The organism is Hypericibacter sp. (assembly GCF_050729195.1).
In the GTDB taxonomy this organism is placed as follows: Bacteria; Pseudomonadota; Alphaproteobacteria; order Dongiales; family Dongiaceae; genus Hypericibacter.
In genome coordinates this window covers 1-20,644 of record NZ_JBOHKS010000068.1, presented here as the reverse complement: position 1 = coordinate 20,644, position 20,644 = coordinate 1, and the positions used below count along the sequence as shown (strand labels likewise).

Annotated in this window: 18 protein-coding genes; 13 read left to right on the top strand and 5 right to left on the bottom strand. The window is 65.7% G+C overall.

What is annotated here, in order from left to right:
- The 11 genes from ACREE8_RS05685 to ACREE8_RS05635 form a co-directional block, all read left to right on the top strand.
- A partial coding sequence (locus ACREE8_RS05685) for an ABC transporter substrate-binding protein (protein WP_431572012.1) occupies nucleotides 1-392 on the top strand: 392 nt, incomplete at its 5' end.
- A 76-nt stretch (nucleotides 393-468) separates the two neighbouring features.
- Nucleotides 469-1,371, top strand: coding sequence for an ABC transporter permease (locus ACREE8_RS05680; protein ID WP_431572011.1), 903 nt, complete (start codon nucleotides 469-471; stop codon nucleotides 1,369-1,371).
- A complete protein-coding gene (locus ACREE8_RS05675) occupies nucleotides 1,364-2,173 on the top strand; it encodes an ABC transporter permease (RefSeq protein ID WP_431572010.1) in 810 nt (269 codons plus the stop codon). The genes ACREE8_RS05680 and ACREE8_RS05675 overlap by 8 nt, the downstream gene beginning before the upstream one ends.
- A complete protein-coding gene (locus ACREE8_RS05670) occupies nucleotides 2,170-3,240 on the top strand; it encodes an ABC transporter ATP-binding protein (protein ID WP_431572009.1) in 1,071 nt (356 codons plus the stop codon). Before ACREE8_RS05675 ends, ACREE8_RS05670 begins: the two co-directional genes overlap by 4 nt.
- A gap of 126 nt (nucleotides 3,241-3,366) precedes the next feature.
- Entirely contained in the window at nucleotides 3,367-3,762 is a 396-nt protein-coding gene (locus ACREE8_RS05665) for a hypothetical protein (protein ID WP_431572008.1), read from the top strand.
- 457 nt (nucleotides 3,763-4,219) lie between these two features.
- Complete coding sequence (locus tag ACREE8_RS05660) at nucleotides 4,220-5,437, top strand: nucleotide disphospho-sugar-binding domain-containing protein (RefSeq protein ID WP_431572007.1); 1,218 nt, start codon at nucleotides 4,220-4,222, stop codon at nucleotides 5,435-5,437.
- Entirely contained in the window at nucleotides 5,434-6,168 is a 735-nt protein-coding gene (locus ACREE8_RS05655) for a cupin domain-containing protein (RefSeq protein WP_431572006.1), read from the top strand. The genes ACREE8_RS05660 and ACREE8_RS05655 overlap by 4 nt, the downstream gene beginning before the upstream one ends.
- Before the next feature lie 131 nt (nucleotides 6,169-6,299).
- The gene (locus tag ACREE8_RS05650; RefSeq protein WP_431572005.1) at nucleotides 6,300-6,779 is read left to right on the top strand and encodes a VOC family protein; all 480 of its coding nucleotides are present in this window, start codon (nucleotides 6,300-6,302) and stop codon (nucleotides 6,777-6,779) included.
- A 91-nt stretch (nucleotides 6,780-6,870) separates the two neighbouring features.
- On the top strand, nucleotides 6,871-8,382 hold the full coding sequence (locus ACREE8_RS05645; protein ID WP_431572004.1) for an aldehyde dehydrogenase family protein: 1,512 nt from the start codon (nucleotides 6,871-6,873) through the stop codon (nucleotides 8,380-8,382).
- 582 nt (nucleotides 8,383-8,964) lie between these two features.
- Nucleotides 8,965-9,675 carry a polyprenol monophosphomannose synthase gene (locus ACREE8_RS05640; RefSeq protein WP_431572003.1) on the top strand — a complete coding sequence of 237 codons (711 nt, stop codon included), beginning with the start codon at nucleotides 8,965-8,967 and terminating at the stop codon, nucleotides 9,673-9,675.
- Nucleotides 9,676-9,851: 176 nt separating this feature from the next.
- Entirely contained in the window at nucleotides 9,852-10,271 is a 420-nt protein-coding gene (locus ACREE8_RS05635) for a hypothetical protein (RefSeq protein ID WP_431572002.1), read from the top strand.
- 28 nt (nucleotides 10,272-10,299) lie between these two features.
- Here the strand turns inward: ACREE8_RS05635 and ACREE8_RS05630 are convergent, their stop codons facing one another.
- The 5 genes from ACREE8_RS05630 to ACREE8_RS05610 all read right to left on the bottom strand — a co-directional run bounded on the left by ACREE8_RS05630 (nucleotide 10,300) and on the right by ACREE8_RS05610 (nucleotide 18,543).
- The gene (locus tag ACREE8_RS05630) at nucleotides 10,300-12,084 is read right to left on the bottom strand and encodes an acyl-CoA dehydrogenase C-terminal domain-containing protein (protein WP_431572001.1); all 1,785 of its coding nucleotides are present in this window, start codon (nucleotides 12,082-12,084) and stop codon (nucleotides 10,300-10,302) included.
- A 199-nt stretch (nucleotides 12,085-12,283) separates the two neighbouring features.
- Nucleotides 12,284-14,662, bottom strand: a complete 2,379-nt coding sequence (locus ACREE8_RS05625; RefSeq protein WP_431572000.1) for a 3-hydroxyacyl-CoA dehydrogenase/enoyl-CoA hydratase family protein — start codon at nucleotides 14,660-14,662, stop codon at nucleotides 12,284-12,286.
- A 3-nt stretch (nucleotides 14,663-14,665) separates the two neighbouring features.
- The gene (locus tag ACREE8_RS05620; protein ID WP_431571999.1) at nucleotides 14,666-15,805 is read right to left on the bottom strand and encodes a thiolase family protein; all 1,140 of its coding nucleotides are present in this window, start codon (nucleotides 15,803-15,805) and stop codon (nucleotides 14,666-14,668) included.
- Entirely contained in the window at nucleotides 15,802-17,520 is a 1,719-nt protein-coding gene (locus ACREE8_RS05615; RefSeq protein WP_431571998.1) for a long-chain-fatty-acid--CoA ligase, read from the bottom strand. The genes ACREE8_RS05620 and ACREE8_RS05615 overlap by 4 nt, the downstream gene beginning before the upstream one ends.
- Nucleotides 17,521-17,760: 240 nt before the next feature.
- Nucleotides 17,761-18,543, bottom strand: coding sequence for an SDR family NAD(P)-dependent oxidoreductase (locus tag ACREE8_RS05610; RefSeq protein ID WP_431571997.1), 783 nt, complete (start codon nucleotides 18,541-18,543; stop codon nucleotides 17,761-17,763).
- 184 nt (nucleotides 18,544-18,727) lie between these two features.
- On the opposite strand from ACREE8_RS05610, the gene ACREE8_RS05605 reads away from it, so the two are divergent.
- A complete protein-coding gene (locus ACREE8_RS05605; protein ID WP_431571996.1) occupies nucleotides 18,728-19,939 on the top strand; it encodes a phosphoglycerate kinase in 1,212 nt (403 codons plus the stop codon).
- A 181-nt stretch (nucleotides 19,940-20,120) separates the two neighbouring features.
- Nucleotides 20,121-20,644 (top strand): ABC transporter substrate-binding protein (locus tag ACREE8_RS05600; RefSeq protein ID WP_431571995.1); only part of this gene is annotated, 524 nt, incomplete at its 3' end.

The following is a 20,644-nucleotide window of genomic DNA, read 5'->3' as shown; positions in this document are numbered from 1 at the left end:
CGAGCGAGGCGGTGCTGGTCCAGGCCTGGGACGGCTGGTGCAATTACGGCATCGCCGAGAATGCGGCCATCAAGTTCGTGATCCCGAAGGAAGGCAGCGACATGTGGGTCGACACCATGGTGGTGACGGCGGCCTCGGAGCATAAGGACGCGGCCATGGCCTTCATCAACTATGTGCTGCGGCCCGAGGTGCATCGCTGGGTGGCGGAGAACATCCTCTACAAGGTGCCGAACCAGAAGGCGATGGAAGGCCTCGATCCGAAGCTGATCGAGCAATATCCCAATATCGGCATGACGCCGGCGGATCTGATGAAGCAGGAACAGCTGCGCGATCTGGGCAAGGCGCAGAAGGACTACACCCGCGCCGTAACCGAGATCACCTCGGCGCAGTAAGGCTGACGGCGGAAGCGGGGCTGTCCCGGTCGTTCGGGACGGCCCCGTCTTCGCCTCATCCGGTTCGTCGCTTCCGATGAGCTCGATCGCCCTCCCCACCGCCGAGCCGCGCCTGCCGCGATGGTCGCCGGCCGCCCGGACGCGCGCCGGCCTGCTGGCGCTGCCGCTGGGATGGATCGCCCTCTTCCTGGTGCTGCCCTGCGCGCTCGTCGTGGTCTTGAGCTTCTTCGAGCGCGGCACCTATGGCGGCATCGACTACATCTTCACGCTCGAGAATTACAGCCGCGCCGCCGACAGCCTCTATCTTGGCATCCTCCTCACCTCGCTCAAGATCGCCGGCCTCGCCACGCTGATCGCGTTCGTCCTGGGCTATCCCATGGCCTATCTGATCGCGACGGCGCCGCTGCGCTGGCAGAAGATCCTGCTGCTTCTGGCGGTCTTGCCCTTCTGGACCAACTATCTGATCCGCACCTATGCCTGGATCGTGATCTTGAACCGGCAGGGACTGATCAACGGCCTTCTCTCCTGGCTCGGCCTGACCAGCGAGCCGGTCGACCTGCTCTATAACGAGTTCGCGATCCTGGTCGGGCTGGTCTATGCCTATCTGCCCTTCATGATTTTGCCGCTCTATGCGGCCATCAGCCGGCTCCCGTCCGACCTGATCGAGGCCTCGACCGATCTGGGCGCGCCCGGCTTCACCAGCTTCCGGCGCATCACGCTGCCGCTGACGGTGCCGGGGGCCGCCGCCGGCGCCATCTTCGTGTTCGTCTACAGCATGGGGAATTTCATCACGCCCGACCTCTTGGGCGGCGGGCGCACGGTCATGGTCGGCAATCTGATCTATGACCAGTTCCTCAATGCGCGCGACTGGCCCTTCGGCGCCGCGCTTTCTTTCATCCTGATGGGGGTGATGATGGCGCTCCTGAGCCTCCAAGCCTATCTCGTCAACCGCGCGCGGCGGATGGGCACCTATGACTGACGCCAGCGCCCTCGCCAGGCTGCAGGGCCGCGGTACGCGCCGGCTGCTCAAGGCGCATGCGCTGCTGATCTATCTCTTCCTCTATGGTCCGATCATGACCCTCATCGTGCTTTCCTTCAACGCGGGCGGCATGCCGACAGCCTGGACCGGCTTTTCCTTCAAATGGTATGGCGCGCTGATCCAGAACCCGGAGATCCTGAAGTCGGTCGCCAACAGCCTGCTGGTGGCCCTTGCCGTCACGCTGATCTCGACCGCCGGGGGCACGCTCCTGGCGCTGGGGCTCGAGCGCGGGCGGCCTTCGACCCTGCTCGACAGCTTCGTCATGGTGCCGATGATCATTCCCGACATCGTGCTGGCGATCGCCCTCCTGTCCTTCTACACGCTGCTGCAATTCACGCTCGGGCTCTACACCATCGTCCTGTCGCAGAGCGTCTTCGTGATCGCCTTCGCCGCGGCCGTGGTGCGCACGCGGCTCAGGAATTTCGACCGCTCCGTGATCGAGGCCTCGATCGACCTGGGGGCGGGAGCCTGGACCACCTTCCGGCGCGTCACCCTGCCGATCATCCTGCCGGGCGTGATCGCGGCGGCCCTCCTGTCCTTCACCCTCTCGATCGACGATTTCGTGATCGCCTATTTCTCCGCCGGTGCCGGCAGCGGCTCCACCACCTTCCCGATGAAGATCTACGCCATGATCCGCTTCGGCGTGACGCCCGAGATCAACGCCATCGCCACCCTGCTGCTGCTGGTGAGCTTCACCCTGATGCTGCTGGCCCAGCGCTTTAATCGGGGGTCGGGCGCATGACCGGGCTGATCCAGATCGCCTCTGTGGAAAAGTCCTTCGGCCCCGTGGCGGCGCTGGCCGGAATCGACCTCGAGATCCGCGAGAACGAGTTCTTCGCCCTGCTGGGCCCGTCGGGCTGCGGCAAGACCACCCTGTTGCGCATCCTGGCCGGATTCGAGACACCGGATCGCGGGCGGATCGCACTCGGCGGCAAGGATCTGGTCGCGATGCCGGCCAACCGGCGCCCGATCAACATGATGTTCCAGTCCTATGCCCTGTTCCCGCATATGACGGTCGAGGGCAATGTCGCCTATGGGCTGGAGATGGAGGGCATCCGCGGGGCGGAGCTGAAGCGCCGCGCCGCCGAGGCTCTGGCGATGGTGCAGCTCGAGGACGTGGCCGGGAGGAAGCCGCATTTGCTCTCCGGCGGCCAGCGCCAGCGTGTGGCGCTCGCCCGCGCCCTGGTCAAACGGCCGCGGCTCCTGCTGCTGGACGAGCCCCTGGCCGCCCTCGACAAGAAGCTGCGCGACCAGATGCGGCTCGAGCTCAAGCGGCTGCAGCATGAGACCGGCATCACCTTCCTGATCGTGACCCACGACCAGGAGGAGGCCCTGGTCATGGCGGACCGGATCGCCCTGATGAATCAGGGCCGGATCGCCCAGCTGGGCTCGCCGCGCGCGCTCTATGAGGAGCCGGCCAACCGCTTCGTCGCCGATTTCATCGGGCTGATGAACCTGATCGAGGGAAAGGCCGCGCCGGGCGGCTTGGTTGCCGAGGGTTTGGGCCGGGTGCTGCCAGCCTCGGAGAGTGCCCTGCCGGCCGGAACGCCGGCTTCGCTGGCGATCCGGCCGGAGCGAATCCGGGTGCGTCCCGCGACGCCAGCAGCGCCAGGCGACGGGCTTTCCGGCCGAGTCGAGAGCATCGCCTATCTGGGCCAGGACCTCATTCTCCATGTCCGCATCGCCGGTCTGGCACGGCCCCTGGTGGCGCGTCTCGGTGCCGGTCAGGAGTCGCTGCCCGAGATGACCGAAGGTGCTGCGGTCGCGTGCGAATGGACGAAGGAACGGGCGAGACTGCTCACGAACTGATCGATCTTGCGATGGGCGCGCTGGACAAGCGCGCGCCGAAACGGAACACTCCAAATCTCGGATCGAAGAATCCGGCGAGCGCGCCACCGGCGCGTCCGATATCCAACCTTGTTAGGGGGAGGATCTATGGCCAGACGATCAGTCAAGAAGAAGGCGGCGAAGAAGAAGGCCGCCAAGAAGAAATCCGCAAAGAAGACGGCGAAGCGGAAAGTCGCGAAGCGCAAGGTAGCGCCCCGGCGCAGCGCCAAGAAGAAGGTTGCCAAGAAGGCCGCCAAGAAGAAGGCGGCGGTGAAGAAGAAGGCAGCGGCACCGAAGCCCGCCCCGGCTCCCAAGCCGGCGCCCGCCCCGGCACCGAAGCCCGCCATGGCGGCCCCGAAACCGGCCCCGGCACCCAAGCCGGCGCCCAAGCCGGCACCCGCTCCGGCCGCGGCACCCATGAGCCACAGCCCGGCGGAGCCCAAGCCCGCGGCCTCTTCGGCCTGGGCGCCGACGCCCAAGCCCGATCCCGACAAACCGCAATAAGGGCTCAGGCGACAACGATCGAGTGAATGACGGACGAGGATGGATGATGGCGAAGGCGGCGAGAAAGAAGGCGAAAACAAAGGCGGCAAAGAAAAAATCGGTGAAGCGGGCGGCAGGGCGTAAGACCGCCGCCAAACCGAAGACCGCCCCAAGGAAATCAGCCCGTATCTCCGCCGCCGGCGCCAAATCCAAAAGACCATCGGCCCCCAAGGCCAAGAAGGCCGCGGGATCGCCGAAAGCGACAGCCAGAAAGACGGTCGCGCCGAAGCCGAAACGAGCCAGGGCTTCGGCGCCCCGTTCCTCTACCCAGGCCAATCCTGCTTCCAAGGCTGGCCTTGCCAAGGCGCCCCTGTCCCGCCCCCGTCTGGCGAAGAAGGGCAAGCGCGTCGTTCTCTATCCGGAGGCTGCCTTCGGCCCTGCGCTCAACTGTGTGGGCGTCGCCCAGCAGCTCCGCCAGATGGGCCACGACCCGGTCTTCGTCTGCGACAAGGGCTTCAAGGGCGTCTTCGAGGGCTATGGCTTCGAGGAGAAGCTGGTCGACATGTCGGGCGGCGTGCCCGACGAGGAAGCGGCCCGTTTCTGGTCCGACTTCATCGCCCAGCATCTGCCCCATTTCCGGCTCTCGCCGATCGAGCAGATCCCGACCTATGTGATCCCGGTCTGGGAGATGATCGTCGATACCGCGGTCAACTCGCACGAGATGCTGCTGGCCCATCTCCAGAGCCTCAAGCCGGACGTGGTCTGCGTCGATAATGTGATCCTGTTCCCGGCCATCAAGATGATCGGCAAGCCCTGGATCCGCATCATCTCCTGCTCGGAGAACGAGGTCGCGGACCCGGATATCCCGCCCCATCTCTCCGGCTGCGGCGAGAACGACAAGGCCTGCTTCCATGAATTCGAGTCCGAGTTCCTGAAGCAGGTGAAGCCGGCCCATGACCGCTTCAACAAATTCCTCGCGAAGGTCGGCCACCCGGCCTATGAGCTGGGCGAGTTCTTCGAGACCTCGCCCTATATGAATCTGCTGCTCTATCCCAAGCCTCTGCGCTTCAAGCGGCGAAAAGGCCTCGACCCCAAGCGCTTCCAATATCTCGATGGCTGCGTGCGCGACGAGGGCAAGTACGCGGTGCCGAAATTCGCCGCCAACGAGGGCAAGCCGCTCATCTATGTGAGCTTCGGCAGCCTGGGCGCCGCCGACGTCGATCTTTACAAGCGCATGCTGACGCTGTTCGGCAAGCTGCCCTACCGCTTCCTGATGAATGTCGGCGACTTCATCGACCAGTACCAGGACGTCCCCGGCAATGTGCATCTGGAGAAATGGTATCCGCAGCCGGCGGTCATTCCCCATGTGGATCTCTTCATCCATCACGGCGGCAATAACAGCTTCAACGAGGCGCTCTATTTCGGGAAGCCCGCGATCATCATGCCCTATTGCTGGGATGGCCTCGACAATGCGACGCGCATCCAGGACACGGGCTTCGGCGCCAAGCTGCGGCGCTATGCCTGGAGCGACGAGCAGTTCGCCGCCACGATCCGGCGGCTCCTGGGCGACAGCGCGATGAAGCTGCGGCTGGAGGCCTGCGCCAGCTACATGCAGTCGCAGAAGGGGCCGGAAAAGGCCGCGCGCCTTATCGCCCAGGTGGCGGAGCAGCCCGGCATGGCGGAGGGCCTGTCGTGAAGCTCGAAGGCTCGTCGGCGCCGCATATCTATCCGGCCAAAAACTACAACGACCTGGTCGATTGGGGCGATCAGCCGGACGCGATCGAGGGCCGCTCCCATTCGAGCGGACGCCTCTTGTATAAACGCGACGAGAATGGCGAGCGCACGATCGAGAGCGGGCTCTGGGTCGTGACGCCCGGATCCTGGCGCCTCTCCATCCCGGGCGACGAGATCTGCTATTTCCTCGCCGGCCGCGCGACCTATACCGAGCATAATGGCGAGACCATCGAGGTCGGCCCCGAGACCGTCGTGCATTTCCCCTCGGGCTGGACCGGGCGCTGCGACGTGCATGAGACGACGCGCAACACCTACATGCTCGCGCGCACGCCGACCGCGCTCGATCGCGGCGCCTCGCCCGTCATGCGCAACCCGCTCAACCAGGGATCGCTGGTCGATTGGGGCGCGGTGCCGACCATGATCGAGGGCAAGTCCATGACCTCGGGCAAGCTGCTCTTCAAGGGCCCGGGCGGTCGCAGCGAGACCGGCATCTGGATCTGCACGCCCGGCACTTGGAATTGCCATGTGACCAGCGACGAATATTGCCACTTCATCGCCGGCCGCTGCACCTACACCCACGAATCGGGTGAAGTGATCGAGATCCGGCCCGACACGGTCGCGTTCTTCCCGAAAGACTGGAAGGGCACCTGTCGGATCGAGGAGACCATGCGCAAGGTCTATATGATCCGCTGAGCCGCGGCTTAATTATCCTTCAGCATTCCTTCGCTGTCACAACAATGACGCCCCGGCGGGGCTAGCCTCGCGCGGCTGTCCGGCGCGATGCTCTCACGCCTGAAGCGTCCCCCAGAGCGAAGGAGCGGATCATGGCCGGTAAAGCCAAGCCCATTCCCGACAATCATCACAGCATCACGCCCTATCTGATGGTCGACGGCGCCGCCAAGGCGATCGAGTTCTACAAGAAGGCCTTCGGTGCCAGGGAAGCGTTTCGCCTGCCGATGCCCGATGGGCGCATCGGTCACGCTGAAGTCACCATCGGCGATTCGTGCATCATGCTGGCCGACGAGTATCCCGAGATGAATGCCAAGGGGCCCAAGGCTTTTGGCGGGTCGCCGGTGCATATCCATCTTTATGTGACGGATGTGGATGCGGTGGCGAAATCGGCGATGGCGGCCGGTGCCAAGGAATTGCGGGCGGTGCAGGACCAGTTCTATGGCGATCGGTCGGGAAGCTTTCAGGATCCCTTCGGTCATCTCTGGCATATCGCGACCCATGTCGAAGATGTGCCGCCCGAGGAGATCGCGAAGCGCGCCGCCGCGGCCATGGTGAAAAAGGCGCTGAACTGATCGCCTCGGCCGGACGTCTCGCCCGACATCTCTGGTTTGGTCTAATCTTCCTCCGAGAATGCCGATCAGGCGCGCAGGCGAGGGGGAAATCATGGCCGAGGCAAAATTCGATCCATTCGTAGGCTCGATCTTCGTCGATCACGAATGGCGCATCCTGCCGGCGCTCTCGCGCAAGCCGGTGATCGATCCTTCCAATCTCGAGCGCGTCGGCGAGATCGCCACCGCCGACGCGTCGAGTCTGGCGCCGGTGCTGGCGGGGGCGGTTGCGGCTCAGCGCGATTGGGCGGCCCTCGATGCCAAGTCCCGCGCGGGGCTGTTGCATCGTCTGGCGGATTCGATCGAGACCCAGGGCCATCGTGAGACCGCGACGCTGATGGTCAGGGAGATGGGCAAGCCCTATGCCGAGGCGGTGGGCGAGCTCATGAATGTGGCGTCGATCTTCCGCTATTTCGCCGAGCTGGCGCGCGACGAGGGAGGACAAGTGGCGGGACCGACCTCGCCCGGATCCTTGCAGATCATGCGCTGGTTTCCCATCGGGGTAAGCGCCCATATCCTGCCCTTCAATTTCCCGATCGTGCTGATGGCCTTCACCGTCGCGGCTTCGCTCGCCGCCGGCAATGCGGTGATCGTGAAGCCGGCGGAGGCGACCTCGCTCTGCACGCTGCATTTCATGCGCCATTTCCGCCTGCTGCCCGCGGGCCTCGTCGCCTGCGTCACCGGTGGGGCCGAGACCGCGCAGGCCCTGATCAAGGCGCCGGAGATCGGCGCCGTCGCCTTCACCGGCAGCGCCGAGGTGGGTCGCCGCGTCGCGGCCGCCTGCGGCGAGCTGATGAAGCCTTGCGTGATCGAAGGCGGCGGCAGCGATCCGATGATCGTGATGGACTCGGCTCCCGTGGATGTCGCCGCGGCCGCGGCCGTCACGGCGGCCTTCCATCTCTCGGGCCAGATCTGCACCGCGGCCGAGCGGCTCTATGTGCATGAGGCGGTCCATGACGAGTTCGTCGCGGCGATGACCGCGCGCGCCCAGGCGCTCAAGGTCGGGCCCGGCATGGGAAGGGTCGAGATCGGGCCCCTGGTGAGCGAGGCCGCGCGCAACAAGGTGATGGCGCTGGTCGATGACGCGCTCGCCAAGGGTGCGAAGCTCGCCTGCGGCGGGAGGGTGCCGCCGCAATTCAACAAGGGCTGGTTCTACGAGCCGACGATCCTCACCGGCTGCGGACCCGAGATGGCGATCCTGCAGCAGGAATGTTTCGGACCGGTGGCGCCGATCTGCAAGGTCGCGAGCCTCGACGAGGCGATCGCGCTTGCCAACCGAACGCGCTACGGCCTGGGTGCCGCGATCTACACCACGAAGCTCGACGAGGCGATGGCGGCGACCGAACGGCTCGAGGCCGGCATGATCTGGGTCAACAATGTGCTGGGCGACAACGAAGCCTTGCCGTTCGGCGGCTGGAAGGCGTCGGGCCTCGGCCGCTCCTTGAGCCGCATCGGGCTCAACAGTTTTCGGCGTGCCAAGATGATCATGCTCGATCCCAGCCCCGAGCTGCAGGGCTGGTGGTATCCCTATAGCGACGCGTTCTTCGCCGAGCGCGAGAAGATCTGACCGCCGATCTTGCGTCGGACCGAGCGACAATCGTCGGCCTCGCCGGTACGTCTGAGCCTTGTTCGATAACGCTCTGGCCCGGCACCGGATTACCCGGTTGTGCACCGGAAATTGCCGCGCTGCGAAACGGGCGGGTTGACTCCGAATGACGATGGCGCAACGCTGATGTCGTCGATCGCCTCACGGCGACGACCAGCGGACCGTCCCTGCGGGACGACCCGATGGCCTGAGCCAAACGGCGTCGGACATCGTGTGAACAACAGCGCAGGAGGGTGCCAGCCCGCATGACTCCACCGGGCATAAAACCGAGGCCCTGCCGCGACGCGGGGCCACGATCCCGCTGATTGCCGGACCCTGCCGGCTCGCACCGGCGGGATCGCTCACAATCTGGAGACTTGGAACGCGCGATTGCGTCAGCACGCGCGACACATGGTTCTTAAGAACCCATGGGCGGGCCGAAGAGGCCGGCCTGAGACAAGCCCCGACCGGGGTCACTCCCCGGCGGGGCTTCGTTGTTCGTGGCCGGTGGAATGAATTCGCGCTAAGACCTTTTCTGTCCTGCGTCTTCACGATCCGGCGTCCATGGCCGAACTCTGCATCGTCCTGCCGACCTTCAACGAGGCCGACAATGTCGCGCCGCTGGCGCAGGCGCTCGACCGCGCCCTTCCCGGCATCGACTGGGAGGCCATCCTGGTCGATGACGATTCGCCCGACGGGACCGCGGCGCGCATCGAGGCGCTGGCCCATCCGCGGATCCGCTGTCTGCTGCGCAAGGGCCGGCGTGGGCTGGCCTCGGCCGCGATCGAGGGATTTCTCGCGACCCAAGCGCCTTTTGTCGCCTTGATGGATGCCGACCTCCAGCATGACGAAGCCCAGCTTCCGGCGATGCTGGCCTTGGCCAAAGCAAGGGAGCTCGAGCTCGTGGTCGCCACGCGTTACGCGCCGGGAGGTTCCGGCGACGGCTTCGCCGGCCGCGGCCGGGCCTGGCTCAGCCGTGCCGGCAGCCGGGCGAGCCGGTCGCTCACTCGCGAAACGCCGCTCTCCGATCCGATGTCGGGATTCTTTCTGATGCGGCGCGAACTGATCGAGGAGCTGGGCCCGCGCCTGTCGCCCCGCGGCTACAAGATCCTGCTCGATCTGGTGGCGTCCGCCGGCCGGCCGCTGCGCGCCGGCGAGATCCCCTATCGCTTCCGTCCGCGCCAGGCCGGCAGCAGCAAGCTCGGCCTCAAGGTCGGTGCCGAGTTCCTGCTGCTCGTCGCCGTCAAATGGTGGAAGCGTGGCCGGTCTGCATAGGTCTGAGCAGGGTGATCCCCTACCGGAGAAAGCGCAGTGAGCTTTTTAGCGTGGCACCCAATAGGCCGGGCTGGCAAACTGGTTGTATGAGTTTTGGTGTGAACCTCAACGAAGACGAGTGGTCTCGCCTCATAGGTGGGTACCGCGAGCCGTACGACCCTCGCGGAGCACTGAAAATGCTGCTGCAGGGCGTCGAGGTTGAAAAAGCCTGGAAAGAGCTCTGGAACGAGCTTCATCACCAGAACGATGTGGACACAGCCTCATACGCCGCCGTGCCCGCTCTCTTGCATATCCACGAACTGCGAGGCGTGCCGGACTACAATACCTACGCGCTCGTCACGACGATCGAACTTGCTCGGCAGAACGGTCGTAATCCCGATCTGCCGGGGAATCTTAGGGCGGCCTATGAGGCTGCCTGGCAAAGACTTGTCGACATCGGGTTGAGGGAGCTAAGGGTCGCGAATACCGAGCCGCTCGTCTCCTGCATTATCGCCGTATTGGCGATCGCCAAAGGGCAGCGCGATCTCGGATGGTTTGCCGCGAACTACGATGAGAGCGAACGCCGGGAAATCCTGGAGAGGGCTGAAGTCATATAGGGTTCTGCTGGGGGCCTAACTCTCACCGTCAAAACGCCTCGGCCGGCATTCCCGCGAGCGCGCCCTTGCCGGTCATGATGATGGCGAAGTGGGCCGAATGCTCGGGCAGGATGCGCTCGAGATAGAAACGGGCGCAGGCGAGCTTGGCCTTGTAGAACTCGGCCTCGTCGCCGCTCTGCTTCGCCAGCGCCAGCTTCGCCATGCGCGCCCAGAGATAGGCGAAGACGGTGTAGCTGAAGAGCTTGAGATAATCGGGCGCCACCGCGGCCGCGGCTTCGGGGTCCTTCATGCCGGTCTCGGCGACGAAGGCGGTCGCCTGCTGCAGCCGCGCGAAACATTTGGCGAGCGGCAGGATGAACTCGCCCATGGCGGGCTCCGCCATGCCGCTTTCGATGAAGGCACCGACCGGATGGAAGAAGCGGCGCAGCAGGCGGCCCATCGAGAGGCCGAGCTTGCGGCCCACCAGGTCGAGTGCCTGGATTCCGTTGGTGCCTTCATAGATCTGCGTGATGCGGGCATCGCGCGAGAACTGCTCCATGCCGTTGTCGCGGATATAGCCATGGCCGCCCCAGACCTGCATGCCGAGATTGGCCGCCTCGAATCCAAGATCGGTCAAGGCCGCCTTCACGATCGGCGTCAGGAGGGCCACCAGATCGTCGGCCGCTTCGCGTGCGGCGGCGTCGGGATGCTTCAGCGAGATATCGAGCTCCTGTCCGACCCAGAGCGCGAGGGCGCGCGCGGCTTCGGTCTTGCTGCGGATGGTGAGCAGCATGCGGCGGATATCGGAATGGACGATGATCGGATCGGCGGGCTGATCGGGCGCCTGGGCGCCTTGCGGCGCGCGGCCCTGGAGCCGTTGCTTCGCGTAATCGCGCGCACCCTGATAGGCGGCCTCGGCGATGCCGAGCCCTTGCACGCCGACGCCGAGGCGCGCGGCATTCATCATGGTGAACATCGCCGACATGCCCTTATGCGGGCGGCCGACCAGCCAGCCGGTGGCGCCGTCAAAGGCGATCTGGCAGGTGGGCGAGGCATGGATGCCCATCTTCTTCTCGATGGCGATGCAGGAGACCGCGTTGCGCGGACCCAGGCTTCCATCCGGCTTGGGCATGAATTTCGGCACCAGGAACAGGCTGATGCCGCGCGTGCCGACGGGCGCGTCGGGCAGACGCGCCAGCACCAGATGCAGGATGTTGTCGGTCAGGTCGTGCTCGCCGGCCGAGATGAAGATCTTGTTGCCGGTGATCTTGTAGCTGCCGTCGCCCTGCGGCTCGGCCTTGGTGCGCACCAGCCCCAGATCGGTGCCGCATTGCGGCTCGGTCAGGCACATGGTGCCGGACCATTCGCCAGTGGTGAGCTTGGGCAGATAGAAACTCTTGAGCTCGTCCGAGCCATGCATCGCCAGCGCGTTATAGGCGCCGTTGGAGAGGCCGGGGAACATGCCGAAGGAGAGATTGGCCGAGCAGATGATCTCCTCGACCGCGAAGCTCACCAGCTTGGGCAGGCCCTGTCCGCCATATTCGGGATCGCTCGCCAGCGAGATCCAGCCGCCCTCCGCAAAAGCCTTGTAGGCTTCCTTGAATCCGGGCGGCGTGGTGACGACGCCGTTGGCGAGCTGCGAGCCGATCTCGTCGCCGGGCCGGTTCAACGGCACCAGCTGCTCCTCGCAGAAGCTGGCCGCGGCATCGAGCACGCTGTCCACCAGCTCGGGCGTCGCCTCGGCATAGCCCGGCAGCACGGTCAGCTTGCTGTCGTCCAGCAGCTCATGAAGCACGAAGCGGATGTCGCGAAGCGGGGCTTTATAATCGGGCATGAAGGCGCTCCTTTAGAGCTGAGGCGAAGAGAGCCGAACCGATCGATGCTGAAGCACCGAACAGCCCCCTCCCTTGCCCTCCCCCTTGAAGGGGGAGGGGATAAAACGAGGTAACCGCTGCAGATCGGAAAAACTGTCCCCTCCCCCCTTGTGGGGGAGGGTGAGGGAGGGGGATGACGCGATTTCGCAGCCCACGTCGTCAATTCCGCAGCGGCTTGCCGGTCTCGAGCATGTGCTCCATGCGGGCGAGCGTCGGCTCGGTGTGCATCAGGCTCATGAAGCCCTTGGCCGCGAGCTTGCGCAGAGTTTCTTCCTCGGTCTTGACCTCGATGTCGGCATCCTTGCCGCCGGTGAGGAGCTCGGCGAGCGCTTCGGCGACGACGCGGTCATGCGGCATGGCCTTGCCGGCCGCGACGAAATTATCGACCGCGAGACGGATCGCGGTGCGGCCGGTGGCGCCGGGCAGGGTGAAGACCGGCACCTCCGGCGGCTTGTAGTCGGCGACCATCGACAAGGCGCGGGCCTTGGCCGCGGCCAGCAGACGCTCGCGATTCATGACGATCTCGTCGGTGGGCCTGAGGAAGCCCAGCTCGCGCGCCTCGGCCGCCGATCTGGAGACCTTGGCCATCGAGATCGTCTCGAAGGCCTTGGTCACCGGCGGCATCGGTCCGCCGGGGCGGCCCTTCTCGACCGTGTAGCGCTCGAGCAGCTCATTGGCGCCGCCCCAGCCGGGAATGAGGCCGACACCGACCTCCACCAGGCCGATATAGCTCTCGGCATGGGCGACGACGGCGCGCGCATGAAGCGTGATCTCGCAACCGCCGCCCAGCGCCAAGCCGGCCGGTGCCGCGACCGAGGGGAAGGGCGCGTATTTCAGCGCCTTCAGGGTGGCGAGGCCTTCGCTCACCAGATTCTCGATCAACGGCCACATGCCGATATTGGCGCCGAAGAGGGCAAGGCCGAGATTGGCGCCGACCGAGAATTGGTCGGCCTCGTTATAGATCACCAGCGCCTTGTATTTTTTGGAGACGATGCCGATCGATTGCTTGAGCAAACCCAGGATCTGGTCGTCGAGCGCGTTCATCTTGCTGTGGAACTCGAGACAGACGACGCCGTCGCCGATATCCCAGAGGCTGGCCGAGCTGTTCTCCGCCACCGGCTGGCTCGCCCGCTTGATGTCCTCGAGCAGCAGCACGCCCTCGGGCCTCACCACAGGATGATGCCTCCCGTCGGTGCCGAGATAGAGCAGCTTGCCGCCTTCGATCTTGTAGAAGCCGCCGGCCTTGGCGGCCGCCGCGAGCAGCGGCGGCACGGCCTTGCCTTCGGCCGCGAGGCGCTGGGCGAACCAGTCGGCGCCCATGCGGTCGATCAGCTCGAACGGACCCCATTTCCAGGCGTAGCCCATCTGCATGGCGCGATCGACCGCGACGATATCGTCGGCAATCTCTGGTACCAGCGAGGCGGTATAGGGCAGGAGCTGCGAGAGTACCTTCCAGGCATATTGCCCGCCGCGATCGGGATGCTCGACCACCGCGCGCAAGCCCTGGCGGCCGGCCTCGACGCTTTCGAGCCGCGGCTCGGTCTTCGGCTTGAACTCGCCTGTCTTGAGATTGATGGCCTCGAGCGTCTTGCCGCCATGCTCGTCGCGCTGCATCCGGTAGAAGCCGCCTTTGCCCTTGCGGCCGGTATAGCCCTCGGCGATCAATTTCTGCAGCAGCGGGAAGTCGCGCCGGATGCGCTGATAATCGTCGGTTTTGGGCAGCGCCTGTGCGAGCGCGCCGTCGACATGGGGTTGGAGATCGAGGCCGGTCAGATCGAGCAGGCCGAACACGCCGGTCTTGGGAATGCCCAGCGGCTTGCCCATCACGGCGTCGGCCTCTTCGACCGTCAGCCCCAGATCGAGCGCCGCCGTCACCGCGGCCTGCATCCAATAGACGCCGATGCGGTTGGCGATGAAGCCCGGCGTGTCCTTGCAATGGACCACGCCTTTGCCGAGCGCGCGGTCGCCGAACTCCTCGATCACCGCCAGCGAATCCGGATTGGTCTTCGGCCCCGAGACGATCTCGAGGAGCCGCATATAGCGCGGCGGATTGAAGAAATGGGTGATAACGAAGTCGCGCGCGAAGCTCTCGGGCATGCCCGCGATCAGGGTCGCCAGCGGAATCGTCGAGGTGTTGGAGGAGATCACCGAGCCCTTTTTTCGCAGGGGCTCGATCTTCTGATAGAGCGAGCGCTTGATCTCGGGATTTTCGAGAACCGCCTCGACCACCCAATCGACGTCGGCGAGGAGGCCCAGATCGTCCTCGGTATTGCCGGGCGTGATGAGCGCCGCATTGGCCGGCAGCATCAAGGCCGCGGGATCGGTCTTGAGCAGCTTCTCGATCGCGCTCTTGGCGATGACGCTGCGGTCGGCGGCGGGCTTGCCGTCCTTATCCTTCGGCACGATGTCGAGCAGGATCACCGGCACGCCGGCATTGGCGATCTGGGCGGCGATGCCGCTGCCCATCACGCCGGCACCGATCACGGCCGCCTTGCGGATCGAAAGCTCGCCGGGTTTGGCGGATTTGCGCGGCGCCATGGATCAGACCGCCTCGAGGATGGTGGCGATGCCCTGGCCACCGCCGATGCATTGGGTGGCGAGCGCGAACTTCTTGCCTTCGCGCGCCATGATCTGCGCGGCCTTGCCGGTGATGCGCGCGCCCGTGGCGCCCAGCGGATGGCCGAGCGCGATGGCGCCGCCATCGATATTGGTCTTGTTGAGATCGAGCTTGAGCTCATCGGCGCAGGCCAGCGCCTGGACCGCGAAGGCCTCGTTGAGCTCGATCACGTCGAGATCGTCGACCTTGAGCTTGGCGCGGTCGAGCGCCTTCCGGGTCGCGGCGACCGGGCCGATGCCCATGATCTCGGGCGCGCAACCGGCAACGCTGATGCTCTTGATGCGGGCCAGGATCTTCAGGCCGTGGGCCTTGGCATAGTCCTCCGAGGTCACCATCACGGCCGAGGCGCCGTCGGTCAGCGGCGAGGAGCTGCCGGCGGTGACGCTGCCATCGGCTTCGAACACCGGCTTCAGGCTCTTGAGGCCTTCGAGCGTGCTGTCGGGGCGGATGCAGCCATCCTTGGCGACGATGTCGTTGCCGGAGCCGACCGGCACGATCTCGGCATCGAACTTGCCCGAGGCTTGCGCGGCGCTGGCGCGCTGCTGGCTGGTCAGCGAGAAGGCGTCCTGGCGGTCGCGGCCGATCTTGTATTTGCGCACCAGGTTTTCGGCGGTGATGCCCATCGCCATATAGGCGCCAGGCACCTTGTCGGCGAGAACCGGATTGGGCATCGGGTTGAAGCCCATCATCGGCACGCGGCTCATCGATTCCACGCCGGCGCAGACGAAGACGTCACCCGCCCCCATCGCGATCGAGCCCGCGGCCGTATGAATGCCTTGCATCGAGGAGCCGCAGAAGCGGTTGACGGTGGCGCCGGCGACGCTCTGCGGCAGGCCCGCCAGCAGCACCACGAGGCGCGCGACGTTGAAGCCCTGCTCGCCTTCGGGGAAGGCGCAACCCATCTGCAGATCCTCGATATCGGCGGCGGGAACGCCGGTGCGCTGCAGCAGCGCCTTCACCGCGGTGGCGGCGAGATCGTCCGGCCGCACCTTGGCGAGCGCGCCCTTATGCGCGAAGTGGAAGGGCGTGCGGGCATAACCGACGATGACGGCGGAGCGGGTCATGCGGATTTCCTTTCGGCGGAAGCCTCGGCTTGAAGGACTTTCTTGTCGATCTTGCCGACGGCGGTCTTGGGCAGGGAGTCGCGGAACTCGAAGGCCGTGGGCATCTCGATCTTCGAGAGCTTGTCGGCGAGAAACTCGGTGAGGATCTTGTCGGTCAGGGTCTTGCCGGGCTTGGCGACGACCACGGCCTTCACGGTCTGGCCGCGATAGGGGTCGGGCACGCCGATCACGGCGCAATCCGCGACATCGGGGTGGCGATAGATCGCTTCCTCGATCAGGCGCGGATAGACCTTGTAGCCGCTGGCATTGATCATGTCCTTGAGGCGGTCGGTGATGAAGACATAGCCGTCCGCATCGATATAGCCGACATCGCCGGTGCGGAAGGCGCCATCGACCGTGTTGGCCGCGGTCTCGTCCGGCCGCTTCCAGTAGCCCGCCATCACCTGCGGCCCGCGCACGCAGATCTCGCCGCGTTCGCCTTGCGGCAAGAGCTTGTGCGGCGGATCGGCCTCGCGGATCTCGATCACGGTGCGGGGATAAGGCAGCCCGACCGAGCCGGGGCGCCCGCCGCTGAAGGGCGGGTTGCAGCAGACGACCGGCGAGGTTTCCGAGAGGCCATAGCCTTCGACCAGCTTGGCGTGGGTCATGCCTTCGAACCGCGCGCGCACCTCGTCGGGCAGGGGCGCGCCGCCGGAGATGCAGAACCGCAGCGAGTCCATCTTGTAGCTGGCGACCTTGGGATTGTTGATGATCGCGTTGAACAGGGTCGGCACGCCGGCGAAGACGGTCGGCTTGCGCTTGGCGATCGTCTGCATCATGCCCTTCATCTCGAAGCGCGGCAGCAGGACGATCTCGGCGCCGACCCGGATGCTCCAGTTCATCACCACGGTCATGGCGAAGACATGGAACAAGGGCAGTACGCCCAGCATGATCTCCTGCTCGGCCTTGTCGCCATTGCCGACCGGGAACCAGAGGCGGCATTGCTCGGCGTTGGTGTAGACATTCGAATGGGTCAGCATCGCGCCTTTGGGGATGCCGGTCGTGCCACCGGTATATTGCAACAATGCCAGCTGCCGGAGGGGATCGATCGGCGGCAGGGCGAAGCCGCCCTCATTCGCGATCAGGTCGGCGAAGCGGATATGGCGCTCGTCGCGCGGCGGCTCCACCAGCGTGCGGCGCATGGCGATCTGATAGAACCAGCGCTTGGCCGTCGGCAGGCTCTCGGCCATCGAGCAGACGATCAGCCGCTTGAGCCGCGTGCTGGCGAGGAGCGGATCCAGCTTGTTGTAGAGCTGCGCCAGATCGAGGGTCGCCATCATGTCGGTCTCGGAATCCTCGACCTGGCGCGTCACCTCGGGCGGCGTATAGAGCGGATTGAAATTGACGACGGTGGCGCCGGTTTTGAGCGCCGCGTAATAGAGCACCACGAAATAGGGGCAGTTCGGCAGAAAGAGCCCTAGCTTCATGCCGGGGCCGAGGCCCAGCGCGGACAGGCCCTTGGCGGCGCGATCGACCTGGCGGCCGAGCTCGGCATAGCTGGTGCGACGGCCCATGAAGTCGAGCGCGACGCGATCGGGCCAGGTGGCGACCGCATGATCCAGCAGCGCATAGACCGGCTTCGGCTCGATCACGGCATTCCAGTCCACGTCCGCGGGATAGCTCGCGAGCCAGCGAGGCGCCGGCTCGGCTTGCGGCGAGACCAGAGAAGCGGTCATGCGGGTGTGGCCATGGTCTGGAAGGTCCCGTGATGGGGCATGACCCGACTCGAACGACTCGGGTGCCCCACCGCCCCTAATGTGGCAACCGGCCAACCTTGCGCCTAGGCCCGTAAAAGCTTTCCTTAAATGCAATCAATCGGGCAGGGCGGGCCGATCGCTCTTGTCGCCATCCTAGGATTTTATATTATATAGTAATATCAATATATTACAGATCTACGGCCGGCTTGTATACGGGCCTCAGCCCCAGCTTTCGGCCATCAGACCCATCGCCGCCACGATAAACCGGCGCGGCAGGAAGCGGGCGAGGCAGGCGGCGATATGGCCCTGCGAGCCTACCATCTGGACGGGACGCTTGCCGATCGAGGCGAGGGCCACGCGGGCCACGGCTTCCGGCTCGTCGACCTTGGCGAAGCGAGGCACGGGCATATGCGCGCGCTCGAGCCAGGCAGTCCGGGTCACGCCTGGACACACGGCCACGAGGTCGACTGGGTCATGGCGCAGCTCGTTGGCGATCGCTTCGACATAAGCCCTGAGGAAATGTTTGCTGGCCGCGTAAGTGGCCAGATAGGGCACGGGGAAAAAGGCGACGGTGCTCGCCACATAGATGAGCCCGGCGCGGTGTCCGTTCTGCCGCGCACGCTTCACCATGCCCGGCGCCAGCGCGCGGGTCAGGGTCACCGGCGCCAGGATGTTGACCTTGACGATGGCCTCGTCGCTTTCTTCGGGCGGTGCCTCGGCCAGCGCCTTGCCGAAGCGTCCGAAGCCGGCATTGTTGACCAGGAGATCGGGCTCATAGGGCTCGGCCCACGCGACCAGGCGATTCAAGCCTTCATCCGTCCCGATATCGGCGGTCTCGAACTCGACCGAACGGCCATTGCTGGCCAGGGCGTCCGCCAGGGCCTGCAATCTCGGCCGGTCGCGGCCTGTCAGCAGCAGGTTGGTGGAAGGGGGAAGCGCGCGCGCGATCGCCTCTCCGATTCCACTCGACGCCCCGGTGATCAGGGCGGTCCGATAAGCCATTCGAAAGTCCCCTTCAGCCTGGCGGCGTGTTGGCCCCGATCTCATCCCCCGAGGCTGTTCCCCGCCACAATTGCATTTGTCGGCGGGCTTGGGAATGATGCCGCCTCCCGCCGCCGCCGGGGCCGGCCCGACCGGGCTCCCGTCTTGCCGGCACCTCCCCCACTGACACGGGATTCCCCCCGCGATGGCTCAATTCCGCACCCTCGATCAGCTCGATGTCGCCGGCAAACGCGTGTTGCTGCGACTCGATCTCAATGTGCCGGTCAAGGACGGGCGCGTCACCGATCCGACCCGGATCGACCGCTCCTCGGCCACGGTCCAGGCCCTGATCGACCGTGACGCCAAGGTGATCATCCTCTCCCATTTCGGCCGCCCGGACGGCAAGCGCGTGGAATCGATGTCGCTGCGGCCGATCGCCGAAGCGCTTGGTGTTGCACTGGGCGGGCGCAAGGTCGGTTTCGCCGAGGATTGCGTCGGGCCGGTCGCCGAGAAGGCGGTCGCGGCCCTGAAGAAGGGCGAGGTATTGCTGCTGGAGAATCTCCGCTTCCATCCCGGCGAGGAAAAGAACGATCCCGATTTCGCCAAGGCCCTTGCGCGGCTCGGCGATCTCTATGTGAACGACGCCTTCTCCTGCGCCCATCGCGCCCATGCTTCGACCGAGGGGATCGCGCACCTGCTGCCGGCCGCGGCCGGTCTCCTGATGCAGGCCGAGCTCGATCACCTGACCAAGGCGCTGGAGACGCCGCAGCGCCCGGTGGCCGCGATCGTCGGCGGCGCCAAGGTCTCGACCAAGCTCGACCTCCTGGGCAACCTGGTGCGGAAGGTTGACCTGCTCGTGATCGGCGGCGGGATGGCCAACACCTTCCTCTTCGCCAATGGCATCGCCATCGGCAAGTCGCTGGCTGAGCGGGACATGGCCGAGACCGCGCGCAGCGTGCTCAAGAAGGCGCGCGATGCCGGCTGCGATATCCTGTTGCCGGAGGATGCGACGGTGGCGGCGAAGCTCGAGCCCGGTATCGACAGCCGGACCGTCGACATCAACGCCGTGCCGCCCGATCAGATGATCCTCGATGTGGGCCCGCGCACCGCCGATGCGATCGCACGACGTCTCGAGGGTTGCCGCACGCTGGTCTGGAACGGGCCGCTGGGGGCGTTCGAAACGGAGCCCTTCGACGAAGGAACCGCGCGCCTCGCCGTGAAAGTCGCGGAGCTGACTCGCCAGGGGCGGCTGCTGTCGGTCGCAGGCGGCGGCGATACCGTCGCGGCGCTCGGCAAGGTCGGCGTGGTCAATGCGCTGACCTATGTCTCGACCGCCGGCGGCGCCTTCCTCGAATGGCTCGAAGGCAAGACACTGCCCGGCGTCAAGGCATTGCAGGACGCGGCGAAGAAGGGCTAGCGCCCACCCCCTCTCTGATCCCCCGCCTTCCTCGCGCCCTTCACCCGGCGGTTTCGCCGTCCGCTCCTTTCAGTGACGAACGTAACCCGTACGAGGGAGAGGCGGAGGGGAAAACGTCGCGCTATGATCGGGGCCGGCTCCGTCGCAAGGGCCATGATCTCGCAACGCAGGGGAGGATCGGATGAGCAGTCGGACAGTTCTCGAGAGGCTGACGGATCGCCGGATGGATCGCCGCGCTTTCGGCAAGGCGCTGGCGGCGGCCGGCCTGGCGATGGTGACGATCCCGGTCGCGGCGCGCCGGGCCGCGGCGGGCGACGAGGCGATCTACTACACCTGGTCCGATTACAACACGCCGGACCTTTTTCCCGCTTATGTCGAGAAGCATGGTGCGCCGCCGGAGACGCCGGTCTTCGGCGACAATGAGGAGGCGCTGCAAAAGCTGCGCGGCGGCTTCGTCGCCGACGTGACCCATCCGTGCAGCACCATGACCCGGCGCTGGCGTGAGGCCGGCATGCTGGCCCCGATCGACACGAGCAAGCTCTCGAACTGGGGCGACCTGTTCGAGCCACTGAAAACCCTGCCGACGACGGTCGTCGATGGCCAGCAATGGTTCATCCCCTTCGATTGGGGTCAGACCTCGATCACCTATCGCACCGATCTCGTCGATCTCCAGGGCCAGGAGGAATCCTGGGGGCTGCTCTGGGA

Bases quoted from the DNA above. Each gene is read 5' to 3' on its own strand.
- ACREE8_RS05660 (WP_431572007.1), top strand. From the start codon at position 4,220: ATGGGCCACGACCCGGTCTTCGTCTGCGACAAGGGCTTCAAGGGCGTC.
- ACREE8_RS05625 (WP_431572000.1), bottom strand. From the start codon at position 14,662: ATGGCGCCGCGCAAATCCGCCAAACCCGGCGAGCTTTCGATCCGCAAG.
- ACREE8_RS05650 (WP_431572005.1), top strand. From the start codon at position 6,300: ATGGCCGGTAAAGCCAAGCCCATTCCCGACAATCATCACAGCATCACG.
- ACREE8_RS05610 (WP_431571997.1), bottom strand. From the start codon at position 18,543: ATGGCTTATCGGACCGCCCTGATCACCGGGGCGTCGAGTGGAATCGGA.
- ACREE8_RS05645 (WP_431572004.1), top strand. From the start codon at position 6,871: ATGGCCGAGGCAAAATTCGATCCATTCGTAGGCTCGATCTTCGTCGAT.
- ACREE8_RS05605 (WP_431571996.1), top strand. From the start codon at position 18,728: ATGGCTCAATTCCGCACCCTCGATCAGCTCGATGTCGCCGGCAAACGC.
- ACREE8_RS05680 (WP_431572011.1), top strand. From the start codon at position 469: ATGAGCTCGATCGCCCTCCCCACCGCCGAGCCGCGCCTGCCGCGATGG.
- ACREE8_RS05675 (WP_431572010.1), top strand. From the start codon at position 1,364: ATGACTGACGCCAGCGCCCTCGCCAGGCTGCAGGGCCGCGGTACGCGC.
- ACREE8_RS05630 (WP_431572001.1), bottom strand. From the start codon at position 12,084: ATGCCCGATTATAAAGCCCCGCTTCGCGACATCCGCTTCGTGCTTCAT.
- ACREE8_RS05615 (WP_431571998.1), bottom strand. From the start codon at position 17,520: ATGACCGCTTCTCTGGTCTCGCCGCAAGCCGAGCCGGCGCCTCGCTGG.
- ACREE8_RS05665 (WP_431572008.1), top strand. From the start codon at position 3,367: ATGGCCAGACGATCAGTCAAGAAGAAGGCGGCGAAGAAGAAGGCCGCC.
- ACREE8_RS05620 (WP_431571999.1), bottom strand. From the start codon at position 15,805: ATGACCCGCTCCGCCGTCATCGTCGGTTATGCCCGCACGCCCTTCCAC.
- ACREE8_RS05640 (WP_431572003.1), top strand. From the start codon at position 8,965: ATGGCCGAACTCTGCATCGTCCTGCCGACCTTCAACGAGGCCGACAAT.
- ACREE8_RS05670 (WP_431572009.1), top strand. From the start codon at position 2,170: ATGACCGGGCTGATCCAGATCGCCTCTGTGGAAAAGTCCTTCGGCCCC.
- ACREE8_RS05635 (WP_431572002.1), top strand. From the start codon at position 9,852: ATGCTGCTGCAGGGCGTCGAGGTTGAAAAAGCCTGGAAAGAGCTCTGG.